The organism is Mycobacterium sp. 1164966.3 (assembly GCF_001665395.1).
Lineage (GTDB): Bacteria > Actinomycetota > Actinomycetes > Mycobacteriales > Mycobacteriaceae > Mycobacterium.
Genome location: NZ_LZSG01000027.1, coordinates 17,278 through 31,644 on the forward strand (window position 1 = coordinate 17,278; position 14,367 = coordinate 31,644).

The window sequence follows — 14,367 nt, forward strand, 5'->3', positions numbered from 1 at the left end:
TCACATCGTGCCCGCCCGTGTGACCTGGATCCCCTCCGTTGCTTAAGTTAAGCGATTCGGTATCGGTTGCGCAAATTTGTGGCACGCGCGTACCTTTCCTCGCCGATGCCCGCCCGGGGGCAGACGCAAAATCGCCCAATTCGAGTCGAAATCGCCGATTTTGCGTCTGCTGGCGATCCAACCGTTTTGGTGCACCGCGTTTCCGGGTAGCCAGCCCTGAGCCAATCAAAGGAGCAACCATGGTTGACAGAGCCGTAGGACTGCCTACGGCGACCAGACCCGAGGCGTCCGATCCGCAGTCACCGGAACGCGGAACGCCGGCCGAAACGCCTGAACGGCTGACGCCGGCCGAACCGCCCGAACGCTTGACACCGGCAGAACCGCCAGAGCGGCTGACGCCCGCGGAACCGCCCCAGCGTCAAACACCGGCAGAAGGAGAGATTCGACATGCGCGCTGAAGAAGGCGACGAAACCGTCGACGACTACGCCGCGGAAGGCAAGCAAACGTTCGACAGGATCAAGGGTTCCCAACGAGCTTCAGGCCCTGTTGGCAGAGCTGTTCGGCGAATCACCAAGTTCTTCAAAAGCGAGAACAATCCGACTGACGGCTAGCTGCCGAGCAGACGCAAAATCGCCCAGTTTCGAGCCGGAATGGGCGATTTTCCGTCTGCTCGCGCTACTCGGCCGAATAAGGCAGGCTGCTGCCGACGTTCGCGTCGACAACCACGCGCGTGCCAAGGTAGGGAAACGCGCGCTGCGCGCACGACGGCCGGTTGCATATCTTGCAGCCCGCGCCGATAGGCACCGCGGTGATCGGGTCGTCGAGGACGACTCCGGCGGAGTAGACGAGCTTTTCGGCGTGGGCCAGATCGCAACCCAACCCGACGGCGAAGCTTCGGTGCTGTCCGAGATACCCGCGGCCGTCGGATGCAACGGTCTTGGCGACCCAGAAGTACGATCGTCCGTCCGGCATCTGCGCCACCTGAACGACAATTCGGCCGGGCTGCGCGAAGGCGTCATGCACTACCCACAGCGGACAGCTGCCGCCGATCCGACTGAAGTGAAAAGCCGTGGCCGACTGCCGTTTCGAGATGTTCCCGGCTTTGTCGGTCCGGACGAAGATGAACGGCACGCCGCGCTGCTGCGGACGCTGCAGGGTCGAAAGCCGGTGACATACCGTCTCGAAACCCACCCCGAACCGGCGGCCCAGCAGATCGATATCGTAGCGCAATTCCATTGCGGCCCGGTGGAACTCGCCGTAGGGCAGCAGGAAGGCGCCGGCGAAGTAGTTGGCCAGACCCACCCGGGCGACCTCACGGGCTTCGGTACCGAGCTGGTCGTCGGTGGCAACGATCGCCGAAATCAGGCCCGCCTGGCTGATCAGAGCGAGCTGGGTGGCGAGCTGAAAGGCGCGCTGACCGGGCCGCAGCCAGCGCGCGATCCGCAGCACCCTGGCGTCGGGGTCGTAGCGACGCTTGGTGGTTTCGGGAAACCCGTCGTCGATCACCACTGTGATGCCGAAGCGGTCGCGCAAGAGTTCGGCCAACTGAATGTCCAATTCGCCTAACCGCATCCCGCTTTCGTTGAACATGCGCTCCGCTGCCTCGTCGAGGTCGCCGATGTAGTTATTGCGGTCGTAGAAGAAGTCGCGCACCTCTTCGAAAGGCATCGGACGCTGCAAGGGCAGCGACGAATCGGCCGTCGCGCGAGATCGATAGCCCTCCAACTCGTCGATCGCATCACGCAAACGGCGGTGAACCGCGACCAGGCTGCGGCCGATCTCAGGCATGCGGGCGACGAATTCCTCGATCTGGCTGGGGCTGATCGCGCCGTCGGCGGTCGTTTCGGTGAATACCTCCCAGAGGTCGGCGACCAGCCGGGCATCCGAATCGGAGGAGAAGTACTGCGCAGGAAGGTCGAAGCGCTCGGTGATCGCGAGCAGCACCGGCACGGTGATCGGCCGCTGATCATTCTCCAGCTGATTGACGTAGCTGGTGGACAGGTGCATCTCCCGGGCCAGAGCGGCCTGGGTCAGCCCGCGCTCGGTACGCAACCGCCGAAGCCGGGCTCCCGAAAAGGTCTTCGCCATCGTAGACACCTTACCCCGGCCCGTGTTCGCAAAGTTTGCAAAAGCGAGAGGGTGAGGACACAAAGATACGCGTTTACAGTCACTTTCCAATGCGCCAGGCATTGCATAGTGTGCGGATATGCTGACACATTCGGTCCGCGCCCGGCGCAGCGCCGACGACTTCCCCCGAAGCGAACACCTGGCCGCCAAGATCGCCGAGGTCGCCGCCGATCCCGTCGCCGTCGAAGCGGAGACCGCCGACATGGTGCTGAACCGGATCATCGACAACGCCGCCGTCAGCGCCGCGGCGGTGCTGCACCGACCGGTGACGGTGGCCCGGCAGCAGGCGCTGGCGCATCCGGCCCGGCAAGGGGCCAAAGTTTTCGGCGTCGGCGGCACTTACTCGGCGGAGTGGGCAGCCTGGGCCAATGGCGTCGCGGTCCGCGAACTCGATTTCCACGACACGTTTTTGGCTGCCGACTACTCGCACCCGGCAGACAACATTCCGCCGCTCGTCGCGGTCGCCCAGCACCTCGGTGTGCGCGGCGAAGACCTGATTCGCGGGGTGGCAACCGCTTACGAAATCCAGATCGACCTGGTTCGCGGAATCTGCTTGCACGAGCACAAGATTGATCATGTCGCTCATCTGGGACCGTCTGTGGCAGCCGGAATTGGGACCATGTTGAGGCTGGACACCGAGACCATCTACCAGGCAATCGGACAGGCGCTACACCTGACCACCAGCACGCGTCAATCACGCAAAGGCGCCATCTCCAGCTGGAAGGCGTTCGCGCCGGCGCACGCCGGAAAGATCGCCATCGAGGCCGTCGACCGGGCAATGCGCGGCGAAGCATCGCCCGCGCCGATCTGGGAAGGCGAAGACGGGGTGATCGCCTGGCTGCTCGGCGGCCCCGAGCGTGAATACCAGGTGCCGCTGCCCGCGCCCGGCGAGCCCAAGCGGGCCATCCTGGACAGCTATACCAAGCAGCATTCCGCGGAGTACCAGAGTCAGGCACCGATCGATCTGGCCCGCCGGCTACGTCAGCGCATCGAAGACGTAAACCAGATCGCCCGGATCATCTTGCACACCAGTCATCACACCCATGTGGTGATCGGGACCGGCTCCGGTGATCCGCAGAAGTTCGACCCGGACGCGTCACGCGAAACCCTCGACCATTCACTGCCCTACATCTTCGCGGTGGCGCTGCAGGACGGCACCTGGCACCACGAACGCTCTTACGCTCCCGAGCGGGCGCATCGACCCGACACGGTCGAGCTGTGGCGCAAGATCTCCACCGTCGAGGACCCGGAGTGGACCCGCCGCTATCACTCAAACGATCCGGCCGAGAAGGCATTCGGCGCGCGTGCGAAAGTGACTTTGAAGAGCGGTGAGGTGATCGTCGACGAACTGGTGGTGGCCGATGCCCACCCGCTGGGCGCACGCCCATTCAAGCGCGAGCAATATGTCGCGAAGTTCACCGAGCTTGCCGACGGCGTCGTGAAACCGGCTGAGCAGCAAAGGTTCTTGTCTACGGTCGACGGGTTGGCCGAGCTGCCCGCCGGGGCGGTGAGTGCGTTGAACGTCCTGGCCGATCCGCAGGTCCTGGACCAGGCGCCGCTGATCCGGTCGGGAATCTTCCGGTGACGGCACTGGCGCGGCTGGCGATGTTCGCGGTGGAGGCGGGAATATGCGAAATCGCCTCGGCGGGAACGCAATCGCTGTCCTGTCAGGAATGCAACGACTTAGCCAGTTGAAGGAGACCGACCATGGCCGCGCCTACCACCGATATCGAGATCAAGAAGGGTCTTGCCGGAGTGGTGGTGGACACCACCACCATCTCCAAAGTGGTTCCGGAAACCAACTCGCTGACCTACCGGGGATACCCGGTCCAGGATCTTGCCTGCCACTGCAGCTTTGAGGAGGTTGCTTTCCTGTTGTGGCGCGGCGAGCTGCCTACCGACGCTGAGCTGGCGCTGTTCTGCCAGCGCGAGCGCGCCGGCCGGCGCCTGGACCGGTCGATGCTGTCGCTGCTGGCCAAGCTGCCCGACAACTGCCATCCGATGGACGTGGTACGCACCGCGGTCAGCTATCTGGGCGCCGAGGATCCCGACGAGGAGATCGAGTCGGCGAACCGGGCCAAGGCGTTGCGCTTGTTGGCGATGCTGCCCACCATCGTCGCGGTCGATATGCGGCGCCGTCGCGGGCTGGACCCGATTCCGCCGCACAGCGGACTGGGATACGCCGAAAATTTCCTGGCGATGTGCTTCGGCGAGGTCCCCGAACCCGCAATCGTCAGGGCATTCGAGCAGTCGATGATCCTTTACGCCGAACACGGATTCAACGCATCCACCTTCGCCGCGCGCGTGGTGACGTCGACCCAGTCCGACATCTACAGTGCGGTCACGGGGGCCATCGGTGCGCTCAAGGGACGGCTGCATGGGGGCGCCAACGAAGCGGTCATGCGCGACATGCTCGAGATCGGTGACCCGGCCAACGCCCGGAAGTGGTTGGGTAGCAAGCTGACTCGCAAAGAGAAGGTCATGGGCTTCGGCCATCGCGTCTACAAACACGGCGACTCGCGGGTCCCGACCATGAAGAAGGCGTTGGCCGGCGTCGCCGCCGTCCGGGAGGGTCAGCGTTGGTTAAAGGTCTATGACGTCCTGGAAAGCGAAATGTTCGAAGCCACCGGCATCAAGCCCAACCTCGACTTCCCGACCGGCCCCGCGTACTACCTGATGGGATTCGACATTCCTTGTTTCACACCGATTTTCGTGATGAGCAGGATTACCGGCTGGACAGCTCACATCATGGAACAGGCCGCATCCAACGCGTTGATCCGGCCGCTCAGCGCCTACTCAGGGTGTCCGCAGCGGGCACTTGCCGGCAGGTGACTTACGCGGGTCCGCCGTACTGCCATACCAGGTTGTGGGCGCCGGTCATGGTCGGATTGCACCACATCGTCCGGCCATTGACGTCGCGCGCGGTTGCGTGCAGGGTCGTGCACGCATCGCCCGGTCCGGGGACGTCGGCGTGCGCCACCGGACTCGTCACAACAGCCCCGGTCACGAACGCGACCGATGAGACGGCGGCTACCGTCGCCATCGCGGCGACGCGGAGTTTGCTTGTCATGGACATCTTGTAAGCATCTACCACGCGGCCGCTCAGGTCTAGCGTGCGTCCGGTTAGAACGCGTTCTAATCTGTCCGCCATGGGGTTTCTGAAGCCCGACCTGCCGCAGGTCGACATCGCCGAATGGAGTAGGGGCACCCGCAGCGAGAAGATCCGCCCGATGGCGCGGCACTGGGCCGAGGTGGGCTTCGGGACGCCGGTCGCGCTGCACCTGTTCTATGTCGTGAAGATCCTGCTCTACATCCTGGTCGCGTGGCTGATCGTGTTGACCACCAACGGCATCGACGGATTCACCGACGTCAAGTCGTGGTACGCCGAGCCCATCGTGTTCCAGAAGGTCGTGCTGTACACGATGCTCTTCGAGGTGGTCGGTCTGGGCTGCGGTTTCGGGCCGCTGAACAACCGGTTCTTTCCGCCGATGGGCTCGATTCTGTATTGGATGCGGTTCGGCACCATCCGGCTGCCACCGTGGCCGGATCGCGTCCCCCTGACCAAGGGCACCGCCCGCAAACCGGTCGACGTCGCGCTGTACGGGCTGCTGCTGGTGTTCTTGGTGGGCGCTCTGTTTTCCGACGGCACCGGCCCGGTTCCAGAGCTGGGCACCAAGGTCGGGCTGTTGCCGGTGTGGAAGGTCGCGTTGATCCTGCTGACGCTGGCCGTGCTCGGGCTGCGCGACAAGGTGATCTTTCTGGCCGCCCGCGGCGAGGTCTATGCGACGCTGGCGGTGACCTTCCTTTTCGGAGCCGTAGACATGGTTGTGGCGGCCAAGCTGGTATTCCTGGTGATCTGGATGGGCGCGGCGACGTCGAAGCTGAACAAGCACTTCCCGTTCGTGATTTCCACGATGATGTCGAACAACCCGTTGTTCCGGCCACGGTTCGTCAAGCGGATGTTCTTCGAGAAGTTCCCGGATGACTTGCGGCCGGGACTGTTGTCGCGGTTGTTCGCCCACGTCAGCACCTTCATCGAGATGTGCGTGCCGCTGGCATTGTTCTTCTCGCACGGCGGCTGGCCGACGACGGTGGCCGCGATCGTGATGGTGTGCTTCCACCTCGGCATCCTGACCGCCATCCCGATGGGGGTCCCGCTGGAGTGGAACGTCTTCATGATCTTCGGCGTGCTGTCGTTGTTCGTCGGCCATGCTCGCCTCGGGCTCGCCGACGTGAAAAACCCGGTGCCGGTGGCAATCCTGATCGGCCTGACCGCGGCAATCGTCATCGCGGGCAACATGTTTCCGCGCAAGATCTCGTTCCTGCCGGGCATGCGGTACTACGCGGGCAACTGGGACACCACGCTCTGGTGCATCAAGCCCTCGGCAAGCGAGAAGATCGGCCGCGGCATCGTCGCCATCGCCAGCATGCCGCAGGCCCAGCTGGAACGCTTCTACGGCAAGGACCGCGCCGAGATCCCGATGTACCTGGGATATGCGTTTCGCGCGATGAACACGCACGGGCGGGCGCTGTTCACCTTGGCGCACCGCGCCATGGTGGGTCAGAACGAGGACGACTACGTCATCACCGACGGTGAACGGATCTGCAGCACCGCCATCGGATGGAATTTCGGCGACGGCCATATGCACAACGAGCAACTGATCACCGCGATGCAGCAGCGCTGTAAGTTCGCGCCCGGCGAGGTGCGGGTGGTCCTGCTCGACGCCCAGCCGATTCACAAACAGACGCAGGCCTACCGGCTGGTCGACGCGGCCACCGGTGAGTTCGAACGTGGGATAGTGCGCGTCGCCGACATGGTGACCCGGCAGCCCTGGGACGACGAAGTGCCCGTCGAGGTGCTGTCGACGCCGAGCGTCACGCCAGAGTGACACCGGTGCCCGAGCGCCACGCTGGCGTGACGCTCGGGCTCGGCCGGCCCGTGTACTTCCCTCGCTGGGGTGTCAAGCGTTGGCGCTGGGTGTGAAACGTTGGCGCTGGGAGTGAAACCAGGGCGGGAAAACCGCCCAGATTGCGCCCTGGCTTCACCCTGAAAGCCGTTGCTTCACAATGAAAGCCGTTGCTTCACAATGAAACTCCTGGCTTCCCGTCGAAAGCCCTATTGGCTTCACCATGAACGCACACCGAGTGCCTTGTCTTCACCCGAAACGGGCATCCCGAACGTCCGCTAGACGCCGGCCCGGACTTCCCGCGCCGCGGCGACCATGTTGCGCAGCGACGCGGTGACCTCGTCGACATTGCGGGTCTTGAGGCCGCAGTCGGGATTGACCCACAGCCGCTCGGCGGGCACCGCGCGCAACGCCGCGCGCAGCGACTCGGCCATCTCTTCGGTTCTCGGCACCCGCGGGGAGTGGATGTCGTAGACGCCCGGGCCCACGCTGTTGGCGAACCCGGCCGCGTTCAGGTCATCCAGCACCTCCATGTGTGATCGCGCCGCCTCGATGGACGTCACGTCGGCATCCAAGTCCGCAATCGCTCCGATCACCTCACCAAACTCCGAGTAACACAGATGGGTGTGGATCTGCGTCGAGTCCGCGACGCCGGAGGTCGCCAACCTGAAAGCCGTTACCGCCCAACGCAAGTACTCCTCCTGATCGACGCGACGCAGCGGCAGCAGTTCGCGCAGCGCGGGCTCGTCGACCTGGATGACGGCGATGCCGGCGGACTGCAGATCCACCGTCTCGTCGCGAATGGCGAGCGCCACCTGGTTGGCGGTGTCGGCCAGCGGCTGGTCGTCACGGACGAACGACCACGCCAAGATGGTGACCGGCCCGGTCAGCATGCCCTTCACGGGCTTGTCGGTCAGCGACTGCGCGTAGGTGATCCACTCGACCGTCATCGGGTGGGTACGAACCACGTCGCCGTAGAGAATTGGCGGTCGCACGCAGCGGCTGCCGTACGACTGCACCCAGCCGTTCTGCGTGGCGAAGAAACCCTCCAGCTGTTCGGCGAAGTACTGCACCATGTCGTTGCGCTCCGGCTCACCGTGCACCAGCACATCCAGACCGAGTTCCTCCTGCAACTTCACGACGTCGGCGATCTCCTTTTTCATCCTGCTGACGTACTCGGCCTCGTCGATCTCACCAGCGCGAAAAGCCGCGCGCGCCTTGCGAATTGCCGATGTTTGCGGGTACGAGCCAATCGTCGTGGTCGGCAGCGGCGGCAGCTGCAGGCGGGCCTCCTGGCTGGCCCGTCGTTGTGCGGCGTCGCCCCGATGTGCGCCGGACGCGACGATCGCGTCGATCCGGGCCCGGAGCTGGCCGTTGTGCAGGCGTGGGTCGCGCTTGCGGGAAGCGGCGGCGTCGTTGGATGCCGCGATCTCGTCGGCGACCGCTTCGCGACCCTCGTGCAGTGCGCGTGCGAGAACCACTACCTCGCGCACTTTTTCGGCGCCGAACGCCAGCCAGCTGCGCAGTGCGTCGTCCAGGCCGGTCTCGGGTTCCAGCGAGTAGGGAACGTGCAGTGTGGAGCACGACGTGGACACGGCGACCGCACCCGCCGATCCCAGCAGGGTCGTCAGTTTGCCCAGCGCCGCCTCCAGGTCGGTGCGCCAGATGTTGCGTCCGTCGATGATGCCGGCCACCAGCGTCTTGGTGCCTAGTTCAGGAACGCCCGCCACCGCGGTGCCGGCACCAGCCACCAGGTCGACACCGATCGCCTCAACCGGGGTGCGGGCCAGGCCGGCCAGGGCGGCGCCCGGGTCGCCGAAGTAGGTGGCGACGTGGATGGCGGGCCGGTTGCTCACCGAGCCCAGCGCGTTGTACACCGCCTCGGCCAGTGCGGGCGCGTCGGGAGAAATGTCGGTGACCAGTGCCGGCTCGTCGAACTGCACCCATTGCGCATCGTTCTCGGCGAGCAACGACAGCAGCTCGGAGTAGATCGGGACCAGTTCCTGAAGCCGCTCGATGGGAGCGCCCCCGCCGTTTACGGCCTTGCTCAGGGCTAGGAAGGTAATCGGCCCGATGAGCACGGGACGTGCCGGAATCCCTTGTGCAAGAGCCTCTTTCAGTTCTGCCAGCACCTTGTCCGGGTGCAGCTCGAACCGGGTGGACGGTTCGATCTCGGGAACCAGGTAGTGATAGTTGGTGTCGAACCACTTCGTCATCTCCAGCGGCGCGACATCGTCATTGCCCCGCGCGGCGGCGAAGTAACGGTCCAGCTCGTCGGGGATCTCCGCGACCCGGGGCGGCAGCGCGCCGAGCAACACGGCGGTATCCAGCATCTGGTCGTAGTAGGAGAAGGTGTTCACCGGTATCGAGTCCAGCCCGGCGGCCGCCAGGCCCGACCAGGTGTCGTGGCGCAGCATCGCGGCGACGGACTCCAGGTCGGCCCGGCTGGTGCGCCCGGCCCAATAACCCTCGGTGGCGCGTTTGAGTTCGCGTTTGGGACCGATGCGCGGGGAGCCGGTAACGGTGGCGGTGAACGGTTGGCTGCTTACGAACTGAGTCACGAAGTCGTCCTTCAATCGACGGGCTGGTCACCGCCGGCGGACGCACAACCGATCCGGTTGGCGGTGCGCACCTTTGGTACGTACACCGCAACGGATACGGCCAAACGCCCATTCCACGAGGCGATGAACCGCCGGACGCGGCGCGCCCGGCACAGCTGGCAGGTCTTCGGACTCGCAGGCCCGCGCCCGGGGGGCGCTCCTAGTGGCCGTCGCTTCCCAGCCCCTCGGGGCCAGTGCTTGTTAACTTCTAAGACGGCGGTCGTTCCTGCATACCGCTGCGGGACAGTCCCGGATTCTCACCGGGTTCCCTCTCGCGACGCATGTGCTTCGCTCGATGCCGACGCCACGGGTGCGTCAGCAGACCAACTGCGTTGCCAAGGGTACTCCGCGGCCTTGCTGGGAGTCGCGGCGACCGTGACGCCAGCGGCACGCTCGATGCCGACCGTGACGCCAGCGTCACGCTCGCGGCGAGTCAGCGTGCCAGCGCTTCGGCGATGGGAACGTCGACGTTGTTGAACTCGACGGTCCGGCCGATCGTCGAGTCGTCGGCCAGCGCCGCGGCAACGACAAGCGCGCTGTATATGTCGCGCCTGAGTTCCTTCCCCGATGGATTCCTTGGTGTGATGCCGAGTTAGCTGTGCTGGACGGCCCCGACTAGTTCGGCATGGGCTTACTGCACGTAAACGACTGAATGCGAAGGGATTTCGGATACAGAGGAGACCTCTCAGATGGCGGTAGCCGCGCCACCATCTGATCCCGGTCCCGTCGAGTCGTCAGGGCTGAGATCGTGGGACTAGCCGAGGCCCGGTCTAGCCGCCACAGCCTTGGCTCGGGCCCGCATCATGGATAATTAAAGGGCGGTTTCGAATCACCTGGCCTCGGCACGCGCGCTGACGACGCTGCTGAACAAATTGCGTTCTGCCTCGGCGCGCGGTCGTGGCGGCAATCTGTCACTGGTTCGGACGATGACAGACAAAGATGGCGTCTGATGGGCGTATGCACGCGTTCTCACTGCACGCTCCCCCGAATATGTTGCAGTATCAGCGATCCTGGTCCTGCCAACCGCGGACAGCCGAAATGAATGCGTCGAGTTCGCGTGCGATGTCAGGACCTGAGGGTTCAATGATGACCTCGGTGGCTCCATCTTTCGCCATTGCGGCCACGGCCTGTCCGACTGTGGCGGCGGACCCAGTAAGTGTGGCTGTCGGAACGGAGACGTGACCGCCGGCACGCCAGGCCGCCAGGTCGGCATCGTTCATTTCCACCATGTGGCCTTGGTGAATGTATAAGTGGCGCTCGCGTTGAGGGATCTTCTCGATCACATCGAGCCAGGCGGACCCACCGGTAATCTGGCGGACCGCGTCGGCGCCCTGGGTGCTATAGACCAAATGAAAAGTTGCTGCCGCCCACGGGGCGCCAACCGCCAGGCGGACCCGCTCGCCGACTGGATCCTCATCTTCGTCGACGACGGTACCCATCATGGCTACCACAGCACGCTTATAGGCGCGCTGCTGAGGGAGTACCTTCAACATCGAGATCATTCCGTCGGCGCCGACCCGCTTTGCCACTCCGGCACCCTTGGGCCCGATCGCGGCGACTAACAGCGGAATTCGCAGGGGAAGAGCGTCTACTTGCGACGAGGTGAGCATCAACTTAATGGGTGCGCCCTCCCAGTCGACTACCTGTCCGGCCAACAGCTCTTGGTAAGCACGGATATAGGTCTCCATGTACGACCATCGGATTGGCCGCTGGCCGATGGCGGCGCGGCTGGAAAATCCGGTACCGAAAGCGGCCATAACTCGCCCGGGCGCGAGTCGGTGTAGTGAAACAGTCTGTGCGGCGTTAACCAACGGGTGACGCTGCGTCGGAACCAGTACCCCGGGACCCAGCTCAATCCTGGTGGTTAGTTCGGCGGCGCGGTGCAAGGCCACCCAAACGTCATCGCCTTCGAACGGCGTGTCGAAAAGATAGGCTCGGCGATAACCCAGTTTCTCCGCCGTGGCAATATGCTCGGCTGACTCGAATGATGGTGGCAACCCGACACTTACATCGATATCCCTCATCGCGTTGCTCCCTCAGTTATCGCTCCGTGTTGCCACCCCGCAGTCGCTCGTTCGGATCGGTTCGCGCGGCCCAAATCGGTTGCCGGTTCTTTTCGGCTTGGCGAAGATTTCAGGGCCCGGTTCAGTACATCGATAGCTTGGGTAATCGCTGCACTGGCCGCCCCGGTTTCGCGCAGGGCATTCAGCATCATGAAGTCATGGATCGTGCCGTTGTACCGCACACACGTGCAGCGCACACCGGCGGCGGTCAGCTTGTGCGCATAGGCTTCGCCCTCGTCGCGTAGCGGATCGTATTCGGCGACGATGACGAACGCCTCGGGCAGGCCGGCGAGTTCGTCGATGCTGGCTTGGAGCGGCGATGCGAGGATTTCGTTGCGTCTGGCCGTGTCGGACAGATAGGCGTCCCAGAACCAGGCCATAGCCTTGGCGGTGAGGTGCGGACCATCGGCGAAATCGCGGTAGCTTAGCGTGTTCTGGGCCGCGTCAGTTACCGGGTAATACAACGATTGGTGAACGAATGCGACCTCGCCGCGTTGCTTGGCCAGGATCGTCAGCGCGGCGGCGAGATTGCCGCCGGCCGAGTCGCCGGCGACTGCCAAGCGGGTGGCGTCGAGGTCCGCGCCAGCGCCGCCTCGATGGATCCAGAGTGCGGCCGCGTAGGCCTGTTCGATCGCAACCGGGTAAGCCAACTCCGGTGCGCGCTCGTAGTCGACGAACACGACTGCGGCGTCCGCACCCGCCGAAAGCTCGCACACCAGCCGGTCATGGGTTGCGGCGCTGCCTAGAACCCATCCTCCCCCATGCAGGTACAGCACGACCGGCAATGGCCCCACCGTGCCAACGGGTTTGATGATGCGGATGCGTGCCTCGGTACTGCCGCCCTCGACTGTCATCCATGTGCTATCGACGTTGGGTTTGGCGACCGGACCCGATTGGATGTTCTCCAGAGTCGCCCGCGCCTCGGCTGGGGCCAGATCGTACACCGGCGGCAAATGGGCCGCAGTGTAAGCGAACTCGGCCGTGGCCGAATCCAGAACATACTCGCTCACAAAGGAATCCTTTCGGAGGCGCCGGATTCTTCGGCGAATTACACCTCTGGCAGCCGTTTGCTCAGTTTCTGCAGCGTCAGCATTTCGCGCCCGTCGCCGTTGAGGTAGGGGATGCCAATCCCGTATTCCTCCCAGCGGCTTGCGATTTTGGACTCGAGCTCCGGTGCGAGCCTGTCGGTGGGCGGGAAGCGGCGCCCATCCCACTCTGGGCGCCGGTCGATCTCCCAGCTTCGAGTGGCGTCGATGAGCACCCGCGTCCATTGGCCGGCGCCGTATTTGTTGGTGTCATTCAACTCCGGCGGGGTCGAAGGATCGAGTGATGAGCCGATACCCGGGCCGAAGAACCCGATATCGCCGAGGCCGGCATTGACGCGGTATGACATAGCCCAGTCCAGTGCGACTGGGTCGTGGATGTCGATATCCTCCTCAACAACCATGACGTTCTTGTGAAACCACACCGATCCACCGGTTCCCCACAGCGCCGAAGCAATCTGTTGCGCATGGCCGCGGTATCTCTTCTGGATCTGCACCAGAGTGTTCTGGCCGTTTGTCACCTCCGTCATCCAGAGGTCGGTGATGCCACCGATCCCGAGATCGTCGAGTACGTTCCAACTGATCGCCGACCGCGCAAAGTTGACGATGCTGTCTTCGTTGAAGCATCCCGGCCGGATTCCCTCGAGGGTGCCTCGCAGCACCGGGTCGTTGCGGTGGGTGATCCGGGTGACCCGCAGGACGGGCGCCGGTGCTGCGCCGCCAATGAAGCCAGGGTATTCGCCGAACGGGCCCTCCATGACGAATGTCGAGGGGTCGGGGTCGATGAAGCCCTCGACGACGATTTCCGCCGTCGCGGGGACATGTAGCGGTACCGTTTCGCAGGCCACCAGGTCGACTGGGCGGCCGAGCAGGGCCCCCATCATGTCCCATTCGCAGATGTTCTTCGGGAAGGGGCTGCCGGCGCAGAACCCCAGCACGTCGTGCCACCCGTACACGACGGCGACCGGCATAGGCTCCGGCTTGTACTCCTCCATGTGGACGCCCCAACCTTGACTGGGCACCAAGAGCTTGGCGATCTTGTCGCGGTCGACGATCATCCCGCGGTAGCAACCGATGTTGTCGCGTCCCGTCACCTTGTCCTCGGTGACCACACCACAGAATGTGTCGATGTAACGACCACCGTCCTCGCCGTGCCACTTTGGGACTGGGAACTCCCATAGGTTGATGTCGTTGCCCTCGACGATGTTCTCTTTGACGGGGCCGCTGTCGACCACGCGTGGCGAGATGGGTTCCTTGAAAGATTCCCGAAGGTGACGCACGATGGCCGAATCGCTGGTGCCCTCGGGCAGGCCCAACATGAGCTGAACCTGGCGACGGCTACCGAGTGCAGACGTCAATAGCTTTGTGCACCGGGTGTTCTCGTGGCCGATGATGTTGTCGAACAGCAGCGCGGGGCCACCCAGGGCAAGGTTGGCGCGGGTGATCGCGCCAATTTCTTCGGCCCAGTCGACGGGAGCCGTGATGCGGCGCAACTGGCCCGCGGCTTCGAGTGTGGCTAACCAGCTCCGCTGATCGGGACCTTCCTCCCGGTCTCCCGGCTGGGTCGTGCTCGTGGTTTCCCGCAGACTTGTCGCCGTGCTCACTTCGTTCTCCTCACAGGATTAG

General features: G+C 64.2%; 10 protein-coding genes, 1 pseudogene and 1 riboswitch. Of the genes and pseudogenes, 4 read left to right on the forward strand and 7 right to left on the reverse strand.

Going from position 1 to position 14,367, the window contains the following annotated elements; genetic code table 11:
• Window positions 1-447 precede the first annotated feature (447 nt).
• Window positions 448-612, forward strand: a complete 165-nt coding sequence (locus A9W99_RS26490) for a hypothetical protein (protein WP_156623031.1) — start codon at window positions 448-450, stop codon at window positions 610-612.
• A 64-nt stretch (window positions 613-676) separates the two neighbouring features.
• On the opposite strand, the gene A9W99_RS09540 is transcribed toward A9W99_RS26490, so the two are convergent.
• Window positions 677-2,089 (reverse strand): short-chain fatty acyl-CoA regulator family protein, encoded by a 1,413-nt coding sequence (locus tag A9W99_RS09540; RefSeq protein WP_067376169.1) that lies wholly within the window; start codon window positions 2,087-2,089, stop codon window positions 677-679.
• Window positions 2,090-2,207: 118 nt separating this feature from the next.
• On the opposite strand from A9W99_RS09540, the gene prpD reads away from it, so the two are divergent.
• Entirely contained in the window at window positions 2,208-3,713 is a 1,506-nt protein-coding gene (gene prpD / locus A9W99_RS09545) for a 2-methylcitrate dehydratase PrpD (protein WP_067376172.1), read from the forward strand.
• Between the two features lie 122 nt (window positions 3,714-3,835).
• Window positions 3,836-4,960 carry a bifunctional 2-methylcitrate synthase/citrate synthase gene (locus A9W99_RS09550; protein ID WP_067376174.1) on the forward strand — a complete coding sequence of 375 codons (1,125 nt, stop codon included), beginning with the start codon at window positions 3,836-3,838 and terminating at the stop codon, window positions 4,958-4,960.
• A 1-nt stretch (window position 4,961) separates the two neighbouring features.
• On the opposite strand, the gene A9W99_RS09555 is transcribed toward A9W99_RS09550, so the two are convergent.
• Window positions 4,962-5,198, reverse strand: a complete 237-nt coding sequence (locus A9W99_RS09555) for a hypothetical protein (protein WP_067376294.1) — start codon at window positions 5,196-5,198, stop codon at window positions 4,962-4,964.
• A 79-nt stretch (window positions 5,199-5,277) separates the two neighbouring features.
• Between A9W99_RS09555 and A9W99_RS09560 the strand changes: the two genes are divergently transcribed.
• A complete protein-coding gene (locus A9W99_RS09560) occupies window positions 5,278-7,017 on the forward strand; it encodes a DUF3556 domain-containing protein (RefSeq protein WP_067376176.1) in 1,740 nt (579 codons plus the stop codon).
• Window positions 7,018-7,313: 296 nt separating this feature from the next.
• Here the strand turns inward: A9W99_RS09560 and metE are convergent, their stop codons facing one another.
• The 5 genes and pseudogenes from metE to A9W99_RS09580 all read right to left on the reverse strand — a co-directional run bounded on the left by metE (window position 7,314) and on the right by A9W99_RS09580 (window position 14,345).
• Window positions 7,314-9,596: a 5-methyltetrahydropteroyltriglutamate--homocysteine S-methyltransferase gene (gene metE / locus A9W99_RS09565; protein WP_067376295.1), complete on the reverse strand. Its 2,283-nt coding sequence runs from the start codon at window positions 9,594-9,596 to the stop codon at window positions 7,314-7,316.
• A gap of 139 nt (window positions 9,597-9,735) precedes the next feature.
• Window positions 9,736-9,953: riboswitch (cobalamin riboswitch) on the reverse strand.
• Window positions 9,954-10,068: 115 nt separating this feature from the next.
• A pseudogene (locus tag A9W99_RS27180) lies at window positions 10,069-10,170 on the reverse strand (NAD-dependent dehydratase); the annotation flags it as partial.
• A 466-nt stretch (window positions 10,171-10,636) separates the two neighbouring features.
• Window positions 10,637-11,659, reverse strand: coding sequence for an LLM class flavin-dependent oxidoreductase (locus A9W99_RS09570; protein WP_067376177.1), 1,023 nt, complete (start codon window positions 11,657-11,659; stop codon window positions 10,637-10,639).
• The gene (locus A9W99_RS09575; protein ID WP_067376183.1) at window positions 11,656-12,708 is read right to left on the reverse strand and encodes an alpha/beta hydrolase; all 1,053 of its coding nucleotides are present in this window, start codon (window positions 12,706-12,708) and stop codon (window positions 11,656-11,658) included. The genes A9W99_RS09570 and A9W99_RS09575 overlap by 4 nt, the downstream gene beginning before the upstream one ends.
• 38 nt (window positions 12,709-12,746) lie before the next feature.
• Entirely contained in the window at window positions 12,747-14,345 is a 1,599-nt protein-coding gene (locus tag A9W99_RS09580) for a UbiD family decarboxylase (protein WP_067376189.1), read from the reverse strand.
• Window positions 14,346-14,367: the final 22 nt, after the last annotated feature.